17 protein-coding genes and 1 tRNA gene are annotated in these 19,768 nt (G+C 73.0%); 9 read left to right on the top strand and 9 right to left on the bottom strand.

The features are described 5' to 3' along the window. Window positions 1-19: 19 nt before the first annotated feature. Window positions 20-1,396, top strand: coding sequence for an L-serine ammonia-lyase (locus ACZ6RT_RS13230; RefSeq protein WP_470153580.1), 1,377 nt, complete (start codon window positions 20-22; stop codon window positions 1,394-1,396). Window positions 1,397-1,618: 222 nt separating this feature from the next. Continuing rightward, a complete protein-coding gene (locus ACZ6RT_RS13225) occupies window positions 1,619-3,580 on the top strand; it encodes a hypothetical protein (RefSeq protein ID WP_470153578.1) in 1,962 nt (653 codons plus the stop codon). A 224-nt stretch (window positions 3,581-3,804) separates the two neighbouring features. On the opposite strand, the gene ACZ6RT_RS13220 is transcribed toward ACZ6RT_RS13225, so the two are convergent. Beyond that, on the bottom strand, window positions 3,805-4,476 hold the full coding sequence (locus tag ACZ6RT_RS13220) for a DUF6286 domain-containing protein (RefSeq protein ID WP_399187371.1): 672 nt from the start codon (window positions 4,474-4,476) through the stop codon (window positions 3,805-3,807). A 150-nt stretch (window positions 4,477-4,626) separates the two neighbouring features. On the opposite strand from ACZ6RT_RS13220, the gene ACZ6RT_RS13215 reads away from it, so the two are divergent. Next, complete coding sequence (locus ACZ6RT_RS13215) at window positions 4,627-5,820, top strand: amino acid deaminase/aldolase (protein ID WP_470153576.1); 1,194 nt, start codon at window positions 4,627-4,629, stop codon at window positions 5,818-5,820. 127 nt (window positions 5,821-5,947) lie between these two features. On the opposite strand, the gene ACZ6RT_RS13210 is transcribed toward ACZ6RT_RS13215, so the two are convergent. Beyond that, complete coding sequence (locus ACZ6RT_RS13210; RefSeq protein WP_470153574.1) at window positions 5,948-6,280, bottom strand: DUF3618 domain-containing protein; 333 nt, start codon at window positions 6,278-6,280, stop codon at window positions 5,948-5,950. A gap of 111 nt (window positions 6,281-6,391) precedes the next feature. Here ACZ6RT_RS13210 and bcp point away from each other — a divergent pair, with 111 nt between their 5' ends. The 6 genes from bcp to ACZ6RT_RS13180 all read left to right on the top strand — a co-directional run bounded on the left by bcp (window position 6,392) and on the right by ACZ6RT_RS13180 (window position 13,395). After that, window positions 6,392-6,856 carry a thioredoxin-dependent thiol peroxidase gene (gene bcp, locus ACZ6RT_RS13205; RefSeq protein WP_399187377.1) on the top strand — a complete coding sequence of 155 codons (465 nt, stop codon included), beginning with the start codon at window positions 6,392-6,394 and terminating at the stop codon, window positions 6,854-6,856. A 574-nt stretch (window positions 6,857-7,430) separates the two neighbouring features. Further along, a tRNA-Leu gene (locus tag ACZ6RT_RS13200) sits at window positions 7,431-7,503 on the top strand. A gap of 328 nt (window positions 7,504-7,831) precedes the next feature. Further along, window positions 7,832-9,031: a sensor histidine kinase gene (locus tag ACZ6RT_RS13195; protein ID WP_399187379.1), complete on the top strand. Its 1,200-nt coding sequence runs from the start codon at window positions 7,832-7,834 to the stop codon at window positions 9,029-9,031. A 130-nt stretch (window positions 9,032-9,161) separates the two neighbouring features. Beyond that, window positions 9,162-9,836: a response regulator transcription factor gene (locus ACZ6RT_RS13190; protein WP_399187764.1), complete on the top strand. Its 675-nt coding sequence runs from the start codon at window positions 9,162-9,164 to the stop codon at window positions 9,834-9,836. 276 nt (window positions 9,837-10,112) lie between these two features. Then, complete coding sequence (locus ACZ6RT_RS13185) at window positions 10,113-10,883, top strand: ABC transporter ATP-binding protein (RefSeq protein WP_399187381.1); 771 nt, start codon at window positions 10,113-10,115, stop codon at window positions 10,881-10,883. A gap of 1 nt (window position 10,884) precedes the next feature. Further along, complete coding sequence (locus tag ACZ6RT_RS13180; protein ID WP_470153572.1) at window positions 10,885-13,395, top strand: ABC transporter permease; 2,511 nt, start codon at window positions 10,885-10,887, stop codon at window positions 13,393-13,395. Between the two features lie 123 nt (window positions 13,396-13,518). Here the strand turns inward: ACZ6RT_RS13180 and ACZ6RT_RS13175 are convergent, their stop codons facing one another. The 7 genes from ACZ6RT_RS13175 to murI form a co-directional block, all read right to left on the bottom strand. Beyond that, on the bottom strand, window positions 13,519-13,788 hold the full coding sequence (locus ACZ6RT_RS13175; RefSeq protein WP_344888091.1) for a hypothetical protein: 270 nt from the start codon (window positions 13,786-13,788) through the stop codon (window positions 13,519-13,521). Next, window positions 13,785-14,534, bottom strand: coding sequence for a toxin glutamine deamidase domain-containing protein (locus ACZ6RT_RS13170; protein WP_344888088.1), 750 nt, complete (start codon window positions 14,532-14,534; stop codon window positions 13,785-13,787). Before ACZ6RT_RS13170 ends, ACZ6RT_RS13175 begins: the two co-directional genes overlap by 4 nt. Window positions 14,535-14,675: 141 nt before the next feature. Then, window positions 14,676-16,445: a molybdopterin-dependent oxidoreductase gene (locus ACZ6RT_RS13165; protein ID WP_470153571.1), complete on the bottom strand. Its 1,770-nt coding sequence runs from the start codon at window positions 16,443-16,445 to the stop codon at window positions 14,676-14,678. 239 nt (window positions 16,446-16,684) lie between these two features. Next, window positions 16,685-17,293: an XTP/dITP diphosphatase gene (locus ACZ6RT_RS13160; protein ID WP_470153569.1), complete on the bottom strand. Its 609-nt coding sequence runs from the start codon at window positions 17,291-17,293 to the stop codon at window positions 16,685-16,687. Further along, a complete protein-coding gene (rph, locus tag ACZ6RT_RS13155; RefSeq protein WP_344888079.1) occupies window positions 17,290-18,006 on the bottom strand; it encodes a ribonuclease PH in 717 nt (238 codons plus the stop codon). Before rph ends, ACZ6RT_RS13160 begins: the two co-directional genes overlap by 4 nt. Window positions 18,007-18,011: 5 nt before the next feature. Next, window positions 18,012-18,764 carry an MBL fold metallo-hydrolase gene (locus ACZ6RT_RS13150; protein WP_399187390.1) on the bottom strand — a complete coding sequence of 251 codons (753 nt, stop codon included), beginning with the start codon at window positions 18,762-18,764 and terminating at the stop codon, window positions 18,012-18,014. Between the two features lie 119 nt (window positions 18,765-18,883). Continuing rightward, entirely contained in the window at window positions 18,884-19,705 is an 822-nt protein-coding gene (gene murI, locus ACZ6RT_RS13145) for a glutamate racemase (protein WP_399187393.1), read from the bottom strand. Between the last annotated feature and the right edge of the window lie 63 nt (window positions 19,706-19,768).

Below are 19,768 nucleotides of genomic sequence, written 5' to 3'. Positions count from 1 at the left end.
CCTCGCTGGGAGGATTCAGATGACGATCAGCGTCTTCGATCTCTTCAAGATCGGAATCGGCCCGTCCAGCTCGCACACGGGCGGCCCGATGGCCGCGGCCCACAGGTTCGCCCGCGGCCTGCACCGCGACGGCCTCCTGGAGAAGACCGCCCGGGTGAGCGCCGTCCTGTACGGCTCGCTCGGGCTGACCGGCAAGGGACACGGCAGCGACAAGGCCGTGCTGCTCGGCCTGTCCGGCGAGAAGCCCGAGCTGGTCGACGTCGACACCGTGGACGAGCGGCTGGCCGCCATGCGCGGGTCCGGCACGGTCTCGCTCTACGGCTCCCGCGAGATCCCGTTCGTCATCGGCGAGGACCTCGTCTTCGAACGCAAGATCTCCCTGCCCGGCCATCCGAACGGCATGCGCTTCACCGCGCTGGCGGAGTCCGGCGAGACGCTGCGCGAGCGGGTCTACTACTCGGTGGGCGGCGGCTTCGTGGTCGACGAGAACGCCACCGGTGCCGACCGGATCAAGCCCGACGACACGGTCGTCCCGTACCCGTTCGGCACGGCCGCCGAGCTGCTCGCCCAGTGCGCCGAGACCGGGCTGTCGATCTCGGGGCTGATGCTGGAGAACGAGCAGGCCTTCGGCCGCAGCGAGGCCGAGATCCGCGAGCGGCTGCTCGTGCTGTGGCGGGTCATGACCGAGTGCGTGAACCGGGGCATCGGCAAGGAGGGCGTGCTGCCCGGCGGCCTGAAGGTGCGCCGCCGCGCCCACCAGCTCCACCGGCAGCTGCGGAGCGAGACGCAGGAGAAGGACTCGCTGCAGACCATGGACTGGGTCTCGCTGTTCGCGCTGGCCGTCAACGAGGAGAACGCCGCGGGCGGCCGGATCGTCACCGCCCCCACCAACGGCGCCGCCGGCATCATCCCGGCGGTCCTCACCTACTACGACCGCTTCACGCCCGACGCCGACGACGAGGGCGTGATCCGCTTCCTGCTGACCGCGGGGGCGGTCGGCGTGCTCTTCAAGGAGAACGCCTCGATCTCCGGCGCCGAGGTCGGCTGCCAGGGCGAGGTCGGCTCGGCCTGCTCGATGGCCGCCGCCGGGCTCACCGAGGTGATGGGCGGCACCCCCGAACAGGTGGAGAACGCCGCCGAGATCGGCATCGAGCACAACCTGGGGCTGACCTGCGACCCGATCGGCGGGCTGGTGCAGATCCCGTGCATCGAGCGCAACGCGCTGGCCTCGATCAAGGCCATCGCCGCGGCCCGGATGGCGCTGCGCGGCGACGGCCGCCACTTCGTCTCGCTGGACAAGGCCATCAAGACGATGCGCGACACCGGCCGCGACATGCTCGACAAGTACAAGGAGACCAGCCGCGGCGGGCTCGCGGTGAACGTCATCGAGTGCTGAACCCGGGCCGGCCCACCGTCTCCGTGCTCCCCCGTCGTCCCCACCGCCTCCACCGGCGGGGGCGGCGGCGCGTCCGGTGACGCCTCGGCCGGGGGCGGTCGTCGCCCCGCGTCCCGGCCGCGACATATGGCCCGATCGACACCAAATCTCGTATCCCGGACGGGATGCCGTGATCCCGCGCCTATGCTGGGTGGCCTCAGCCGCAGGACTCGGGAGGTCGTGGTGGGGACGGGAACGCACGCGGTGAGCCCTTCCCGCCGTCCCGGCCCGGCCGCCCCCTCCCGTGGCCGGCGGGCGCTGCGCCTCCTGGCCTCGCACTGGGTCTTCGCGCTCGCCCTGCTGGCCGGTGGCGGGCTGCGCGCGCTGGCCGTACTCGGCTACCGCCCGGCCCTGTGGTTCTGGGCCGACTCCTTCGTCTACCTGAACGCCGGGCTCTCCCCGCGTCCCCTGGAGTCGCGCCCCGCCGGATACGCGCTGTTCCTGTGGATCCTCAAGCCGCTCTCCAGCGTCCAGGCCGTGGTCGTCGTCCAGCACCTCCTCGGGCTGGCCGTGGCGGTCTGTGTCTACCTGCTGCTGCGCAGGCTGGGCGGGCTGCCGGGGTGGGGGGCGACGCTGGCCGCGCTGCCCGCGCTGCTGGACGTCCACCAGGTCCAGCTCGAACACCTCGTCATGGCCGATCTGCTCTTCCAGTTCCTGGCGGTGCTGGCGGTGACGCTGCTGCTGTGGCGGCGGCGCCCGGCGACATGGGTCGCGGCGCTGGCCGGCGCGCTGCTGGCAGCGGCGACCGTCACCCGGACCGTCGGGCTGCCCCTGATCGCCGTCGTCCTGGTCTGCCTGCTGGTCCGCCGCGCCGGGTGGCGGGCGGTCGTCGCGGCCACGCTGACCGCCGCGATCGGCCTGGGCGGGTACGCGGCCTGGTTCGCGTCCGAGCACGGCACCTACGGGCTGACCCGGGGGAACGCGTTCCTGTGGGCGCGGACGATGACCTTCGCCGACTGCTCCGTCATCCGGCCTCCCGGCCCCGAGGCCGCCCTGTGCCCGGTCGAGCCCGCGGGGGCGCGCAAGGCACCGCCGGTCTACATCTGGGACGGCGACTCGCCGCTGAACAGGATCAAGGGGAGCTGGGCCGAGCGCGACGCCCTCGCCGGGGCCTTCGCGACCCGGGCCATCACGGCCCAGCCGGTGGACTTCCTGCGGACCGGCCTGCAGGACGTGGCCCACATCTTCGACTGGACGCGGCGCGTCTACCCGACCCCCGGGCCGCAGAGCGCCTACGTCTTCCCCGACACCGCCCGCCCCTTCCCCGCCGGGACCGCCTCGCAGGGCAGGACCGCAGAGGAGCTGACCACGGCCTACCAGGGCGCCTCCGGGGCGCCCGTCCTGGTCGAGCCGTACGCGGGGCTGCTGCGCGGCTACCAGGAGTACGGCTACGTGCGGGGGCCCTACCTCGCGGTCATCTGCCTGATCGGGCTGATCGGCGTGCTGATGCGGCTGCGCCGGTTCGGTGGCGCGGTGCTGCTGCCGTGGGCGGCCGGGACCGTGCTGCTGGTGCTGCCCCCCTTCATCGCGGCCTTCGACCACCGCTACGTCGTCCCCGCCCTCCCGCTGGTCTGCCTGGCCGCCGGGCTCGCCTTCGGCTCCCGGCGGCACGAGGAGCGCGTCCTGGGCGAGGTGCGCCCCGGGGACGGCGGTCCCGCCGACGACCCAGCGAACGGCCCGGTGGACGACCCGGCGGACGATCACGGCCGGGCCCCCCACGGGGAGCCGCCGTACGGGGAGAGCGAGGAGGACCACCGCTGGGCGTCCGGGCGGCCGGTGTACGCCAGCCCCGTCCCCGACCCCCGGGACCGTGCGCCGCGTCACGACGACGCGGCCGGGATGCCGCTCTTCGGGCGGCAGGGCCACGGCGGGTCAGCGACGCCGGACGTGCAGCCGCACCAGCACGCCGAGTTCTACCTCCCCGAGCGCCCGTCGGACCTTCCCCACGGCGTCCCGGTTGAGCCGCGCCACCAGCTTGCCGACATCGGTCCCTGGGGCGCAGACCACCGTGACGCGCAGCCGCTCGTCCCGTACATGCCTGACCCCGACCCGGGTGAGCCCTTCGACTTCTTTAAGGGCAACGGCGAGCACGGCCGTCCCCGTCCCGGCCCGCCTGCCGCACCGCCCCCGTCCCAGGGCGTGTAGCAGCCACCGCACCGCCAGGACCGCCAGCACCGTCAGGACCAGCGCGGCCGTCCAGCCCTGCCAGGGATGCTCGGCCAGCCACCCCGGAAGGCCGCGGTGCACGAGCCGGGCGCCCGGCCGGTGACCGGGGAGGTCGCCGCGTCCCCGCAGGAAGGCGTACAGCCCGGTGCAGCCGAGCACGGTGCCGGTGACGGCCAGGCCGATCCGGTTCCCCGTGTACGGCCTCACCGGCCCCTCCGCCTGCACAGGCGCACCATGACGTCGCCGCCGTACATCGAGCCCAGGCCCGCCAGGCGGTCGCCCACCGCGGTGCCCACCCGGCGCAGGACCGGCCCGGTCCGCTCGGCGTCGGTGAAGACCGTGACCTCGACGACCCGCGAGGCGAGCCGGACCCGCGCCCGGTTCACCTCCTCCACCGACTCGGCGGCCTCGCGCAGCGTACGGCGGAGCCCGGAGCGGGTGATGCCGATGACCAGGTGCGGATCGCCGGGCTCCAGCGGGACCAGCCGGGGCCGTCCCGGCAGGGCGGCGAGCGCGACCATCGTCGCGCCCGCCAGCATGGCGAGCGCCGCGACCGCGAAGACGGCGGGATCGGACCATCTCCACGAGCCCACGCCGTCGACGAGCAGGCGGTAGGGCTCGCGCGCGACCGGTGACTCCATCAGCAGGCCCACCGTCGTCGAGGCCGCGGCCGACAGCAGCACGGACACCGCCAGGGCCACCGGGACGCCCGCCGGGGTCCTGCCCGGCCGCAGCAGCCGCAGCGACCTGCGGCGGACCTCCTGGAACTGCTCGCCCGCGGCCTTGCCCGGCGAACCGCCGCCTCCCGAACCGCCGCTCCCCGAGCCGCCACCGCTTCCCGAGCCCGCCAGGATGTCCTGGAGAGTAGTCGTCATTCGTTCAGGTGTACGCGTCCCCGGGATCCCGGACGGGCCCTCCCCCGCCCACTTGCCCGATCTTGTGCTGTCACCGGCGGGAGCGTTGACCGTCCCCCGAAGCAATGTGAATATGGCTCATATTCGATGCGACCGGGTTATCCTGCGGACATGGACGACCGCCAGCGCTACGACCGGGCCACCGCCCACCTCGATCCCCCCTTCGCCGTCGTCGACCTGCCCGCCCTGCGCGCCAACGCGGCGGCGATGGTCCGGCGGGCCGCGGGCAAGCCGATCAGGGTCGCCAGCAAGTCCGTCCGTTCCCGGGCCCTGCTCGAACGGATCCTCGCCATGGACGGCTTCGACGGGATCATGGCCTTCACCCTTCCCGAGGCCCTCTGGCTGGTCTCCGGCGGGATGCGGGACGTCCTGGTCGCCTACCCCACCGCCGACCGCGCCGCGCTCGCCGAGCTGGCCGCCACCCCCCGCGCCGCCCAGGAGATCACCGTCATGGTGGACCGGGCCGAGCAGCTGGACCTCGTCGAGTCCGCCGTCGCCGGTGTCCGCGACCGCCAGGAGATCCGCCTCTGCCTGGACGTCGACGCGGGCTACCTCGCCTTCGGCGGCCGGTTCCGGGCGGGCGTCCGCCGCTCCCCCGTCCGGGACGCCGTCCAGGCCGCCGACCTGGCCACCGAGATCGCGAAACGGCCGGGCTTCCGCCTGGTGGGCCTGATGGCGTACGAGGCGCAGATCGCCGGGGTCGGGGACGACCTTCCCGGCAGGTCGGTCCGCACCCGGGCCGTCCGCTGGATGCAGGCCCGCTCCCGGCGCGAGCTGACAACGCGCAGGGGGCGGATCGTCCAGGCCGTACGGCAGATCAGCGACCTGGAGTTCGTCAACGGCGGCGGCACCGGCAGCATCGAGAAGACCACCCGGGAACGGGCCGTCACCGAGATCGCCGCGGGCTCCGGCTTCTTCCATCCCCGGCTGTTCGACTTCTACCGCGGCTTCACCGGCCGGCCCGCCGCGCTGTTCGCCCTGCCGGTGGTGCGCCGCCCGTCCCCGGGGGTGGTCACCGTCCTCGGCGGCGGCTACACCGCCTCCGGTCCCCCCGGCGCCGACCGCCTGCCCCAGCCCTACCTGCCGTGCGGGCTGCGCTACGACCCGGACGAGGGGGCGGGCGAGGTGCAGACCCCCCTGATCGGCCAGGCCGCCGAGGACCTGCGCCCCGGCGACCGGGTGTGGTTCCGGCACGCCAAGGCCGGCGAGCTCTGCGAGCGCTTCACCAGCCTGCACCTGATCGAGGGGGACGAGGTCGTGGACGAGGTCCCCACCTACCGGGGCGAGGGTCACGCCTTTCTCTGACCTGCGGGCCCCGGCCTCCCGCGCCGGGACCACGACCACGCCTTGGCCGGTGGCGCCTTGCCGGGACGCCTCAGGCTCCCTACCGCGACGCCTTAGTGCCTTATCGGGACGCCTTACCGGTGGCGCCCTACCGGTGGCGCCGCCTCCACAGCATGACCATCGCGCTGAGCGCCAGCACCGCCCCCACGCCGATCAGGACCGGCGCCAGGTCCGGCCGGTCGTCCTCCCACAGGTCGTCCGGCTCACCGGCGGCCCGCACCGGCTTCGGCCCGGCGACACCGCCCACCAGGTCGCCGACCTGGGCGACCAGGTGCTCCGCGTTCGCCCTGACCTTGGCCACGCCACGCTCCGCGACCCGCTTCGGGCTCACCCGGTCCGCGATGGCGTCCACCGTCTGGGCCAACTCCGCGCGCGTGCGCTCGATCTGCCGTTCCAATTCCGCGGGATCGGTGTCCGCCATGGCTATCCTCCCCTACACCTCGATGTCGATCAGTCTGTCAGGTCCGGTCCACCCGCGGCACTTCGGGCAGGCCGGTAAGTTGACCCGGGAACCATTCCTCGGAGGAACACCATGAAACTCGAGCCGGGCGACGCCGCCCCGGACTTCACGCTTCCCGCCGCCGACGGCACCACCGTGTCGCTGGAGACCTACCGCGGCAGGCGCGTGATCCTCTACTTCTACCCCGCCGCGATGACCCCGGGCTGCACCAAGCAGGCCTGCGACTTCCGCGACAGCCTCGACTCCCTGACCTCGGCCGGGGTCGCCGTCCTCGGCGTGTCGAAGGACACCCCGGCCAAGCTCGCGAAGTTCGCCGAGCACGACGCCCTGACCTTCCCGCTCCTGTCGGACCCCGGCCTGGAGGTGCACAGGGCCTACGACGTCTACGGCGAGAAGACGATGTACGGGAAGACCACCATGGGGGTCATCCGCTCCACCTTCGTCATCGACGCCGACGGCAAGATCGAGAAGGCCCTCTACAACGTGAAGGCGACCGGCCACGTGGCCCGCCTGCGCCGCGAGCTCGGCCTCGACTGAGGGCTCCCGCGGCCGTTCGCCGGGACACGGACGCAGGAAACGCGGTCGCGGGAACACGCCGGGGAAACGCGGGCGTGCCCCGGGAGTCGCCGCGCGTTTCCTTTCCCGGGCGTGCCGGGCGCATGGGAACGCATCCAGGAAACGCCCGCGAAGGCGGGCGTCCTCTCTCCCGCGTCGTCCGCGTCCCGTGCCGCCCTGGCGTCGTCGGCACGGGTGGCGCCCATTGTCCTCATCGGACGCCCGCCGAAGCTTTCCGGAATGACATGTCCCGCTTTCGCGCGCCGTCCCCGTCCGGTGAAACCCCCGTCGCGACGCCGTCGCCCGGAAGGGGTTCCCGGGATACGTCCCGAAGGTGGCCTCTTCCGGTTTCCGGGCAGCTCAGAGGGGCCCTGATCACAATCGGGATGCCGTACGTCCGGCCGGGATGTAGGATCGGGGACGTCCGGCGGGGCCGGGCATCGGTATCGCACGGCGGTCACGTCAATGGCGACCGGCTCGACAACAGAAAAGAAGACCCGCGTTTCGTCCACCCGGTCCGTCGTTCATGGGAACGGGGATTCCGCGGGAGCGTCAAGGGGCCGTAGTCCAATGGCAGAGACACACGGTTTAGGTCCGTGCCAGTTCGGGTTCGAATCCCGACGGCCCTACAGAAGAATCACGTTCATTCCGCCGAGGCGGATTCGACCGGCGCGGGTGTGACGATGCCGTCCCGGAATCCGTTCTTCACAGAACATTTCCAAAGGGGAAGAACGAAAGGTCGCGCGGCCCGTCCTCATGGCCGCGCGACCTGTCGCCGTCGTGACTGATCACCACAAACTGCTCCCTTTACTCACCCCGGAAGGTGCTCCCGGAAACCATCGTGCCGTAGCGGCCGTAAGGCCGGTGTAAGCGGTGCCGGGTCTGCGACCTGGGTCGTACGCCGGGTTCCCCCCTCAGGGGGAAGGGCGGGGACCGGGCCGTACGTATCGTGGTGGTGTGTTCGGCAGACTACGCGCCTGGAGCGGGCGCCATCCCAGGATCACCGACGCCCTCTGGCTGGTCCCGTTCCTGCTGTTCTCCCTGCAGAACGTGATGTCCGCGGGCGTCGGGAGCACCGCCTGGGAGGCGGCGGGCCTGGACGTGTGGTGGTTCGCGGGGCTGGGGGTCCTGCTGTTCGCGCCGCTGTTCTGGCTGCGCGAGCGCCCGCTCACGGTCTTCACGATCATCTCGATGACCTGCTTCCTGCAGTGGCTGCTCGGGGTGCAGCCGCTGTTCTTCAACGTCTCGGTGCTCATCGCCCTGTACGGGGTGGCGTCACGGCGTTCGTTGCGCTGGGCGGTCGGGGCGGGCCTGGTGGTGGAGCTGGGGCTGCTCCTGGCGTTCCTCCAGTCGCCGCCCTCGGAGGCCGGGTTCGGAGCCGCCTTCGCCTCCGCGTCGGCGTTCTCGGGCACGGTCTGGATGGGAGGGATCTACGCCAACACCCGGCGCCGCTACCTGGAAGGGCTGGAGGAGCGGGCCGAGCGGGCCGAGCGGGAGCGTGACCAGCAGGCCAGGCTGGCCGCGGCGGCGGAGCGGGCCAGGATCGCCCGCGAGCTGCACGACGTGGTCGCGCACAACGTGAGCGTGATGATCGTTCAGGCCGACGGGGCCGACCATGTGATCGGCCACGACGCCGAGCAGGCGCGCCAGGCGATGCAGGCGGTCTCGGCCACCGGGCGCAGGGCGCTGGCGGAGATGCGCCGGATGGTGGGGGTGCTGCGGGACGACGGCGTGCAGGGGGAGTACGCGCCGCAGCCGAGCCTGTCGCAGCTCGACGAGCTGGTGGCGCAGGTACGGGCGTCCGGCCTGCCGGTGGATCTGCGGGTCTCCGGCGTCCCCAGGGAGCTTCCCGAGGGGGAACAGCTCACGGTCTACCGGATCGTCCAAGAGGCGCTGACCAATACCCTCAAGCACGGCGGCCCGTCCAGCAGGGCCTGGGTCGAGATGGAGTACGGCGTGCGGGAGCTGCTGCTGCGGGTGACCGACGACGGCCGCGGCGCCTCCGCGCCCGAACGCGAGGGCGGGCACGGCCTGGTGGGGATGCGCGAGCGGGTGGCGATGTTCGGCGGGAGCCTGGAGGCCCGGCCCGAGACGGGCGGCGGGTTCCGGGTGGTGGCGCGGCTGCCGATCGGAGCCGGGGCGGAGCGGGCGGCATGAGGGAGCACGGCGCGGACGGGGCCGGCGGCGCGGGAGAGCACGGCCGGGGCGACGGCCCGGGTCGCCGTCCGGCGGGCGGGCCGGATCGCCCGCGGGGCGGCGGCGCGGGTGGCGGGCGGTGAGCGACCAGGTGATCCGGGTCATGCTGGTCGACGACCAGGAACTGCTCCGTACCGGGTTCCGGATGGTGCTCGGTTCCCACCCCGACGTCGAGATCGTCGCGGAGGCCGGCAACGGCGCGGAGGCGGTGGAGGCCGCGCGGAGGGTCGCGGTCGACGTGGTGCTGATGGACGTGCGGATGCCGGTCATGGACGGGGTGGAGGCCACGCGCCTGATCTGCTCGGTGCCCGCAGGGCCCCGGGTGCTGATCCTGACCACGTTCGACCTGGACGAGTACGCGTTCGCGGCGCTGAAGGCGGGCGCGTCGGGGTTCCTGCTCAAGGACGTGCCCCCCTCGGACCTGGTGAGCGCGATCCGCTCGGTGCACAGCGGGGACGCGGTGGTGGCTCCCAGCACGACGCGGCGGTTGCTGGAACGTTTCGTCGTGCACCTTCCGGCGTCGGGCCCGGCGGGAACGGCGGAACCGACGGCGCTGGCCGGGGTGACCGCGCGGGAGCGGGAGGTGATGGTGCTGGTGGCCAGGGGGCTGTCGAACACGGAGATCGCCGGTCGGCTGCAGCTGGCGGAGGCGACGGTCAAGACGCACCTGGGCCGGGTGCTGGCCAAGCTGAACCTGCGGGACCGGGCGCAGGTGATCGTGTACGCCTACGAGTCCGGCCTGGTGACCCCTCACTCGGCCGACTGACCCCCGCTCCGGCCCTGCCCTGTCCGCCCCGATCGCCTCGGCCGTTCCGATCGTCCCGATCGTCCCGGTCCCGGTCCCGACCTGCCCTGCCCGCCCCGATCGCCTCGCGCGCCTCGGCCGAACGGCCGAGGCCGCGGTACGACGAAAGTGGCGCCGCTCCTCCCCCGGGTGCTCTCCGCACGACCGCAGGTCGGGCCTAATGTCTGATGGATCCGTTCTTCCAGGTCAATAGCGTCTTCCGTGTCATGACGTCGTACGTTGTCGAGGAGAACTGACATGACCATCACCGGAGAGGCCGGCGCGCGGGGCACCCGAAGAGGCGTGACACCGGCCGTGACGGCCAGGGGGCTGACCAAGGTGTACGGCCGGGGGGACACCGCCGTGCACGCGCTTCGGGGTGTGGACGTCACGTTCTCCACGGGCGCCTTCACCGCCATCATGGGGCCGTCGGGGTCGGGCAAGTCCACGCTGATGCACTGCCTGGCCGGGCTGGACACGGTGAGCGGCGGGCAGGTGTGCATCGGGGACGTGGAGCTCACCGGGCTCGACGACAAGAAGCTCACCCTGCTCCGCCGCGAGCGGATCGGCTTCATCTTCCAGGCGTTCAACCTGCTGCCGACGCTCACGGCCGAGCAGAACATCCGGCTGCCGCTGGACATCGCCGGGCGGCTCGCCGACCCCGCCCTGTTCGACCAGGTGGTGGACACCGTGGGCCTGCGCGACCGGCTGGGGCACCGGCCGTCGGAGCTCTCGGGCGGGCAGCAGCAGCGCGTCGCGGTCGCCCGCGCCCTGATCAGCGCGCCACAGGTCATCTTCGCCGACGAGCCCACCGGCAACCTCGACTCGCGCAGCGGCGCCGAGGTGCTGTCGTTCCTGCGCACGTCGGTACGCGAACTCGACCAGACGATCGTGATGGTCACCCACGACCCGGTGGCCGCCTCCTACGCCGACCGGGTGATCTTCCTGCGGGACGGCCTGCTGGTCGACGAGCTGGCCGGGCCGACGCCGCAGTCGGTGCTGGACACGCTGATGAAGCTGGAGGCGTGAGGTGCTGAGGACCACGCTGGCCGGACTGCGCGCGCACCGGCTGCGCCTGGCGCTGACGGCACTGGCGATCGCGCTGGGCGTGGGGTTCATCGCCGGCACGTTCGTGCTGACCGACACCATCGACGCGGGCTACACCCAGAGGTTCTCCGCGGCGGCCGACCGGCTGGACGTCGCCGTCCTCCCCGCGACCGCCAAGGGCGACGAGGAGGCGCTCGTCTCCGACGCGACCCTGAGGAGGATCCGCGCCGTGGACGGCGTCGCCGACGCCCAGGGACTGGTGCGGGGGACGTCCGCCCTGATCGGCAAGGACGGCAAGGCCGCCGGCGACTACCCGACGCTGGGGATCTCGCTCCCCGAGGGGACGCTGAACCGTACCGTCGTCGTCGAGGGGCGGGTCCCTCGCAACGGGCGGGAGGCCGTGCTCGACGAGGGCACCGCCAGGAAGCGGGGGTTCCGGGTCGGCGACACCGTCACCGTGCTGGACGCCGGTGACAGGCGGCACACGTTCGCCCTGGTGGGACTGTTCGACGGCGGCCTGGACCAGGAGATCGGGTACATGGGGGCGGTGGGCTACACCACCGCCACGGCCCGCGAGATGACCGGGACGCGGGGATTCACCGAGGTCGACGTCGCCGCCGCCGAGGGGGTCTCCCAGGAGACGCTGCGCGCCTCGGTCGCCGCGGCGGCCGGGAAGGGCCACCTGGTCAAGACCGGTGAGACGTACGCCGCGGACCTGGCCAGGGTCAACGGCGGCGACAACGAGATCATCGGCGTGGGGCTGCTGATGTTCGGCGTGGTGGCGATGTTCGTGGCCGCGCTGGTCATCTACAACACCTTCACCATCCTGGTGGTGCAGCGGACCCGGGAGATGGCGCTGCTGCGGTGCATCGGCGCCACCCGCGGCCAGGTCTTCGGCTCGATCCTGCTGGAGTCGGCCGTGGTCGGCCTGCTCTCGTCGGTGATGGGCCTGCTGCTCGGCTACGGCCTGGGCACCGGAGCACTGGCCGTGCTCGCCGCGCTCGACGCGCCACTGCCCATGGCGAGCGCCTCGCTGGCGCCGCGCACGATCGTGCTGGGCCTGGTCGTCGGCCTGGTCGTGACGGTCGGCGCGGCCCTGCTGCCCGCCCGGACGGCGACGCGGGTGGCGCCGGTCGCCGCACTGGGCGCCCAGGTGGAGGAGCCCGCCTTCCGGGCCGGTGTGCTGCGGACGGTCTCCGCGACGCTGCTGCTGGTCGCGGGGGCGGCGGTGATGACGCTGGCGGTGACGATGGACCCGGGCCAGACCGCGCTCCTCGTGGTCATGGTGGGCGCCTCGCTGGTGTTCCTGGGCGTGCTGGTCCTGGGCCCGGTGATCGTCAGGCCGCTCTCCACCTTCGCCGGGTGGGTCCCCGCCAGGCTCTTCGGCGTGCCCGGCAGGCTCGCCCTGGACAACTCCCGGCGCAACCCGAAGCGGTCGGCGACCACCACGGTGGCGCTCACCGTGGGCGTGACGCTGATGACGGTCATCTCGGTCGTCACGGGCACCGTGCGGGCGACGTACACCCAGCAGCTCGACGAGCAGTTCCCCGTCGACTACATGGTGCAGAGCCAGGGACGCGATTCGGTCCTGCCCCGCTCGATCGCCGACGAGCTGCGCGTCCGGCCGGAGTTCGCCTCGGTCGTCGCGTTCCGCTCGACCACCGCCCCCCTGGAGTCCGGGGACGGCACGTACCAGGTGGGTACGTTCACCCCGGCCCCGGGGTTCGCCCCGAAGCTCGACGCGGGCTCGATCGACCGGCTCACGCCGGGGACCGCGTTCGTCGCCGAGCACCTCGCCGAGCGCCTCAAGGTGGGCGTCGGGGGCCGGATCACCGTACGGACGAAGGAGGCCGGTCCGGTCGCCCTGTCGATCGCGGGCGTGTCCGGCGCGGAGTCGAACCTGTTCGACGTGACGGTGCCGGCCGGGGAGTTCGACCGCTACTTCCCGGGGGTGGACGACTCCCGGGTGATGGTCAACTACCGGGACGGTGTGAACCCCGACAAGGCGCTCGCGGTGGTCGAGGGGGCGACCCAGGCGTACCCGACGGCGAAGGTGATCAGCTCGACCGAGGTCCGGGGCGAGTTCGACGAGACGCTCGACATGATGTTGATGATCATCACGGGCCTGCTGGGCCTGGCGGTGCTCATCTCCCTGCTGGGCATCGCGAACACGCTCTCGCTCTCGGTGCACGAGCGCACCCGCGAGTCGGCGCTGCTGCGGGCGCTCGGCCTGACCCGGCCGCAGCTGCGGCGGATGCTCTCGGTCGAGGCGCTGGTCCTGGGCCTGATCGGGGCGCTGGTGGGCGTGGCGCTGGGCGTCGTGTTCGGCTGGGCCGCGGCGCAGACGATGACCACGAACGTCCTGTTCCGACTGCCGGTGGGGCAGATCCTGGCGTTCGTGGCGCTGTCCGGGCTGGCCGGGGTGGTGGCCGCGGTGCTGCCCGCCCGGCGCGCGGCCCGCGCCTCGGTGACGGGCTCGCTCGCGAGCGGCTGACCCCGAACCGGTCCGGCACGTCCCGGCACGTCCCGGCAGAGCCGGACGGGAGCCGGACGGGAGCCGGACGGGAGCCGGAGGACCGGCGGGCGGGGTGACGGGCGGGTACGGCCGGGACGTCTCCTATCGGGGGCGGCGTCCCGGCCACTGCTCGGCCACGGTCTCGGGGTTGAGCAACGGCCGGATGACGATCTCTCCGGTGGCCTTGTCGATGACCACGCACCCGGCGCCCACGGTGTCGGGCAGCACGCCGGGATCGTCCGGCTCCGGCTCGTTCGCCCAGGCGACATAGCCCTCTTTGAAGGCATAAATACGGATGTCGGAGTTGGCGCCCGTGCCGCGGACCCCGCTGAAGTACTCCTCCGCCACCGCCCTGGCCTGCTCCGGGTTCACAGCCGCCGCCCCTCCCTGTCGATCACGACGCAGAACACGCCGGTCACCGATTCGTACGGCGGCTCCACCGCCATGTGCCCCCGCTGCGCGTCGATCCAGATCACCTCGCCGTCGAAGTTGACCGCGTTCCACGCGTGGCTGCCCCCGGCCGGCCAGCGGTTGACGATCAGCGCGGCCGAGCCGTGCCCCCCGGCCAGCAGCGCCTGCGCGATCGGGATGTAGGAGTGCCTGCCCTGCCCCACGTACTGGAAGCGCTGCCCCAGCCAGCGTTCCGCCCTGGCCACTCCCCCGGCCTCCCCGCTCAGCAGCGGCTTGCCGACCCGGTCGTACTCGGGCCTCCTGGGCGCGGCCACCGCCGGGACGCCGTACCAGGTGGAGAGCACCGACAGCGCGCAGTCGATCGCGTTGGTGGCGCGGAACGGGTCGTCACCGGACCCGCTCCCGTTGATCAGCCTGATCCACATGCCGCGCGGGTCGGGGAAGCGGCGCGGGGTGCCCTGATCGGTGACCGGGACCGCCTTGAGCATGTCCTCCTCGGTCTGCGGGTCCGGCCTGGCCAGCCCGCCCGCCAGCCCGTACGGCCGGCACTGGTCCAGCCGCGCCGGCCCCCAGCGCATCGGCTCGCGTTCGCGCGGCGCCGCCACCACGGCCGACACCTGGACCTCCAGCTCGAAGTCCCGCCACCGCTGCCCGTCCGCGGTCACCACGGGGTTGTAGACCCCCGCGGGCACACTCCACTCGTTCACGGCTCCCCCGTCACCCGTCACCTGCGAGCCAGATCGTAGGACGGGGCTCACCGGGGCGACGAGGAGTTGACCATTTACAGGCCCGCCTCCGGCATGGCGTGGGACAACGGCCGGTACCCCGCCGGTGTCTCGGTCAGGCGGTCAGGTGACCTCCACCCGGACGGTGTGCCGGCCGGTGGCGCCGTCCGGGGCGATGGGGGCCCGGTCGGCGGTCTGGGTGTAGCCGGTGGCGTCGGTGGCGCGGACCTCGATGGTGTGGCTGCCGGGGGTGGCGTCCCAGTCGTCGAGGACCCACTGGCGCCAGGTGTCGGCGGTGGGGGCCTCGGCGAGGCGGGCCTGGCGCCACGGCCCTGCGTCGATGCGGACCTCGACGGCGTCCACGCCCTTGTGCTGGGCCCAGGCGACGCCCGCGACGGCGGTCCGGCCGGCCGGGACGGACGAGCCGGCCGCGGGCAGGTCGATGCGGGACTGGGTCTTGATCGGCCCCCGCGCGGACCAGCCCCGGGGCGTCCAGTAGCCCTCGTCCCGGTCGAAGCGGGTGACCTTGATCTCGGTGACCCACTTGGTGGCCGAGACGTAGCCGTACAGGCCCGGGACCACCTGACGGACCGGGAAGCCGTGGTCGACCGGGAGCGCCTCACCGTTCATGGCGAAGGCCAGCAGGGCGTCGCGGCCGTCCATCACGACGTCGGCCGGCGTCCCGGCGGTCCAGCCGTCGGCCGACGTGCTGAGCAGCATGTCCGCCCCCCTCTGGACGCCCGCGTCGCGCAGCACCCCGGCGAGGCCGACGCCCAGCCAGCGGGCGTTGCCGATGTAGGGGCCGCCGATCTCGTTGGAGACGCAGCAGAGCGTGACGTCGGCCTCGGTGACGGCGCGCTTCATCAGGTCGGCGAAGGTGAGCTCGACGGGCCGGTCGACCAGGCCGTGGATCGTGAGGGTCCAGTCCCGCGGGTCCACCTGGGGGACGACCAGGGCGGTGTCCACCCGGTAGAAGTCGTCGTTCGGGGTGACGAACGGCGACAGGCCCTTGATCCTGAGGTCGGCGCCCGCCGGGAGCGGGGCCAGGGGCTTGGCGGGCCTGGGCAGCGCGATGCCGCTGCGCGCCGCGGTCACCTCGGCCCGGCCGGAGAACAGGCGTCCGGCGGCCCCTGCCGCCCCGGCGACGGCGACACCGCCGAGGACGCCGGTCAGCAGCCCGCGGCGGTCGAACGCGCGCAGGTCGTTCCCGGCCCGCATGACCGGCGGGACGGACGGGCCCGCGGCCTGCGGGACGGACGCGCCCGCGACCGGAGGCGCAAAGGCGCCCGTGTCCTGCGAGGTGGGGACGCCGGGCCGGTCACCGGTCCGGGGCACGGTCCCCGTGGCGGAGACCGGCGTGGTCCCCGCCGGGACGGTCCGCAGGGCCGGGGAGGGCTCCGGGCGGAGTGCGGGCGGGCTCTCCCGCAGGGTGTGGTGGAGATCGTCGGCGGGCACCAGGGCGCGGCGGACGAGCCGGTGCAGGGCGAGCATGCCGGCGCCGACACCGAGCACCGTCGGCAGCAGGTCGGTCACGCCCGCGCCGGGACGGGTCAGCACGGCGACGACCCCGAGCAGGCCGAACGCGGCCAGGCCCGCCAGGCCGTACCGGACGTCGCGGGCGGCGGCGAGTCCCAGCAGGGCGGCGAGGAACGCCATCACCACCAGGATCCCGCCGATCAGGACGACCTTGTCGTTCTCGCCGAACGTGCGGATCGCCCATTCCTTGAGCGGCGCCGGGGTGAGGTCGACGGCGGAGTCGCCGACCGCGACGACCGGGAAGGCGGAGGGGTTCACCAGGCCCGCGACGAGCAGGGAGAAGCCCACCGCGACCATCCCGGAGACCAGGCCGATCAGCGCCGCGGCCCACGAGGGCATACGCCTGTTGCTCTGCATACCCCCGACGCTACGCCCTCGGCGGGCCGCCGGATCTTACGCCCCGATTACGTACGGGCCGGACGATCTTCCCGGCCGGGACACGCGGGTCGGACGATCTTTCGGGCCGGGCGCCCTTCCCTGCCGGGATCACGGGGACGATCCCGCCGGGATCACGGGCGCGCCCCCTCCGGCCGGGGCCGTACGAGGCGGGCGACCTCTCCGCCCGGCCCGTACGGGACAGGCCGGAGCCTCGAAGGTCAGGCGATCTCCTCGGCCAGGATCGGGGCGAGCGCGCGGAAGGCGCGGCCCCGGTGGCTGATGGCGTCCTTCTCGGCCGCGGACAGCTCGGCGGTGGTCCGGCTCTCGCCCTCAGGGACGAAGATCGGGTCGTAGCCGAAGCCGTTCGTGCCGCGCGGGGCGTCGATGATCACGCCGTGCAACGCGCCCTCGGTGACCCGTTCGTGCCCCGAGGGCAGCGCCAGGGCCGCGGCGCACGCGAAGTGCGCGCCCCGGTGGCCCTCGGGCACGTCGGAGACCTGCGCGAGCAGCAGGGCGAGGTTGGCCGGGTCGTCGCCGTGCCTGCCCGACCAGCGGGCGGAGAAGATGCCGGGCATGCCGTTCAGCGCGTCCACGCAGAGGCCGGAGTCGTCGGCGATCGCGGGCAGCCCGGACTGCCGGGCCACGGCGTGCGCCTTGAGCAGGGCGTTCTCCGCGAAGGTCAGGCCGGTCTCGGCGACGTCGCCGATCTCGGGGAACTCCTCCAGGCCGACGATCTCGACCGGGACCGAGGCGTCGGCCAGGATCCGGCGGAGTTCGGTGATCTTCCCGGCGTTGCGGGTGGCGAGCACCACCTTGCGGCCGCTCACGCCAGCGCCTCCCGCTGCAGGCGGGTGAGTTCCGCGCACCCGGCGACGCCGAGGTCGAGCAGCGCGTCCAGGGCGGCCCGGTCGAAGGGCTTGCCCTCGGCGGTGCCCTGGACCTCGACGAACTCGCCGGAGCCGGTCATCACCACGTTCATGTCGGTCTCGGCGGCGACGTCCTCGGTGTAGCAGAGGTCGAGCAGCGCGGTCGAGCCGACGACGCCCACCGAGACGGCCGCGACCGAGTCGATCAGCGGGTCGCCGCCGCACATCTTCTTCTTGCGCATCCACGCGACCGCGTCGGCCAGCGCCACGTACGCGCCGGTGATGGCGGCGGTGCGGGTGCCGCCGTCGGCCTGGAGCACGTCGCAGTCGATGACGATCGAGTTCTCGCCGAGCGTCTTGTAGTCGACGCAGGCCCTCAGGGAGCGGCCGATCAGGCGGGAGATCTCGTGCGTCCGTCCGCCGATCTTGCCGCGGACCGACTCGCGGTCGTTGCGGGTGTTGGTGGCGCGCGGCAGCATGGCGTACTCGGCGGTCACCCAGCCCTGGCCGCTGCCCCGGCGCCAGCGCGGCACGCTGTCCTGCACGGAGGCGGCGCAGAGCACCTTGGTGCCGCCGAACTCGACGAGCACCGAACCCTCGGCGTGGGCGAGCCAGCCGCGGGTGATCGTGACGGGGCGGAGCTGATCGGGAGAACGTCCATCTGCACGGGCCATGCCGTTCACCCTAGGTCATACCGGGCCCCGCTCCGCGCCAGTTCCATGCGCCCGCCGTACCCCCCGCGCGAGGCGTCCGCGAGGACGTCGTCGCGGTCGTTCCAGGGCACCAGGTGGGTCAGGACCAGGGTCTCCACGTCCGCCCTGGCGGCGTGCTCGGCGGCCTGGCGGCCGCTCAGGTGCAGGCCGGTGGGCAGGCCGGGCCGGTCGAGGTGGGAGGCCTCGCACAGCAGCACGTCGGCGCCGGAGGCGAGCTTGACCAGCTCGGCGCTCTCGCCGGTGTCACCGGAGTAGACCACCGACCGTCCCCCGTACGAGACCCTGAACCCGTAGGTCTCCACCGGGTGGTTCATCGGCGCGGCCGTCACCTCGAACGGGCCGGCCTCGAACACGCCGGGCGTCAGGCCCACGAAGTCGAAGGCGGTGTCGAGCGCGGGCTCGTCCGGCATCGCGTAGGCCGAGTTCAGCCGCCTGCGCGCGTCGGACGGCGCGTACACCGGGATCCGGGGCAGCGGGCCGTGCGGCGAGTAGGTGCGCACCACGTGGTACGGGCACATGTCCAGGCAGTGGTCGGCGTGCAGGTGCGACAGGCAGATCGCGTCCACGTCGTACAGCCCTATGTACTTCTGGAGGGCGCCCAGAGCGCCGTTCCCGAAGTCGAGCAGCATGCGGAACCCCTCGGCCTCCAGCAGGTAGCACGAGGAAGGGCTGTCCGGGCCGGGAAAGCTCCCCGAGCACCCGACGATCGTTAATTTCATGGCGGCCTCCTACGGTGATTACGGCCGCGCGTCACGGCGCGGGCGCCGGTGGCCGGTGCCCGCCCGCCCTCCTTCGTCCGCCAGGCCCGGCGCTCCCCCTACGGAGCGCCGGGACACCCTCACGCGCGATGCCCGTTACTCGGAACATCCCCTACTGTCGCCACTTCGACCGCCTGGATCTCCGGCCCGAGGAACCGTCGGCCGAGGTCGGCGAAGAGGCCCGCGTCACCGGTGGCGCGGAAACGGTGACCCGGCTCGCCCCCTACGGCGGCCAGGCCCCGGTCGTGCAGGATGCGGTACACGTCCTTGGCCGTCTCGTCGGCGCTGGACACCAGCGTGACCCCGTCCCCCACCACGTAGGAGATCGGTCCGGTCAGCAGTGGATAGTGCGTGCATCCCAGGATCAGCGTGTCGCACCGGTCGGCGAGCACCGGCTCCAGGTAGCCGCGGACGACGTCGATGAGCTCGTCGCTCATCGTCTCCCCGCGCTCGACGAACTCCACCAGGCGCGGCGCCGCCACCCCGGTGAGCCGGACGTCGGGGGCCGCGGCGAAGGCGTCCTGGTACGCCATCGACTCGATGGTGGCCCTGGTCCCGATCACCCCGACCCTGCCGTTGCGGGTCGCCCGTACGGCACGGCGGGTCGCCGGCTGGATCACCTCGACCACCGGCACGTCGTAGCGCTCCCGGGCGTCGCGGAGCACCGCGGCGCTGGCGCTGTTGCACGCGATCACCAGCATCTTGACGTCGTGCTCGACGAGGTGGTCCATCACCTCCAGCGCGTAGGCGCGTACCTGCGCGATGCTCTTGGGACCGTACGGCTGCCGTGCCGTGTCGGCCACATAGAAGATCGACTCGCTGGGCAGCTGGTCGATGATCGCCCTGGCCACGGTGAGCCCGCCGACACCGCTGTCAAAGATTCCGATACTCGCTTGCGACACAGTTCCCAAGGCTAGGCGACCTGGGACGATCGATCACGGTAAGAATCCTCACAACGCTGATTA

The organism is Streptosporangium sp. NPDC050148, from assembly GCF_055586505.1.
Note: the sequence above shows the minus strand (reverse complement) of the source record. Positions and strands in the feature narration are given on the sequence as shown.

Bases quoted from the DNA above. Each gene is read 5' to 3' on its own strand.
- bcp (WP_399187377.1), top strand. From the start codon at position 6,392: ATGAAACTCGAGCCGGGCGACGCCGCCCCGGACTTCACGCTTCCCGCC.
- ACZ6RT_RS13230 (WP_470153580.1), top strand. From the start codon at position 20: ATGACGATCAGCGTCTTCGATCTCTTCAAGATCGGAATCGGCCCGTCC.
- ACZ6RT_RS13215 (WP_470153576.1), top strand. From the start codon at position 4,627: ATGGACGACCGCCAGCGCTACGACCGGGCCACCGCCCACCTCGATCCC.
- rph (WP_344888079.1), bottom strand. From the start codon at position 18,006: ATGGCCCGTGCAGATGGACGTTCTCCCGATCAGCTCCGCCCCGTCACG.
- ACZ6RT_RS13185 (WP_399187381.1), top strand. From the start codon at position 10,113: ATGACCATCACCGGAGAGGCCGGCGCGCGGGGCACCCGAAGAGGCGTG.
- ACZ6RT_RS13165 (WP_470153571.1), bottom strand. From the start codon at position 16,445: ATGCAGAGCAACAGGCGTATGCCCTCGTGGGCCGCGGCGCTGATCGGC.
- ACZ6RT_RS13220 (WP_399187371.1), bottom strand. From the start codon at position 4,476: ATGACGACTACTCTCCAGGACATCCTGGCGGGCTCGGGAAGCGGTGGC.
- ACZ6RT_RS13210 (WP_470153574.1), bottom strand. From the start codon at position 6,280: ATGGCGGACACCGATCCCGCGGAATTGGAACGGCAGATCGAGCGCACG.
- ACZ6RT_RS13150 (WP_399187390.1), bottom strand. From the start codon at position 18,764: ATGAAATTAACGATCGTCGGGTGCTCGGGGAGCTTTCCCGGCCCGGAC.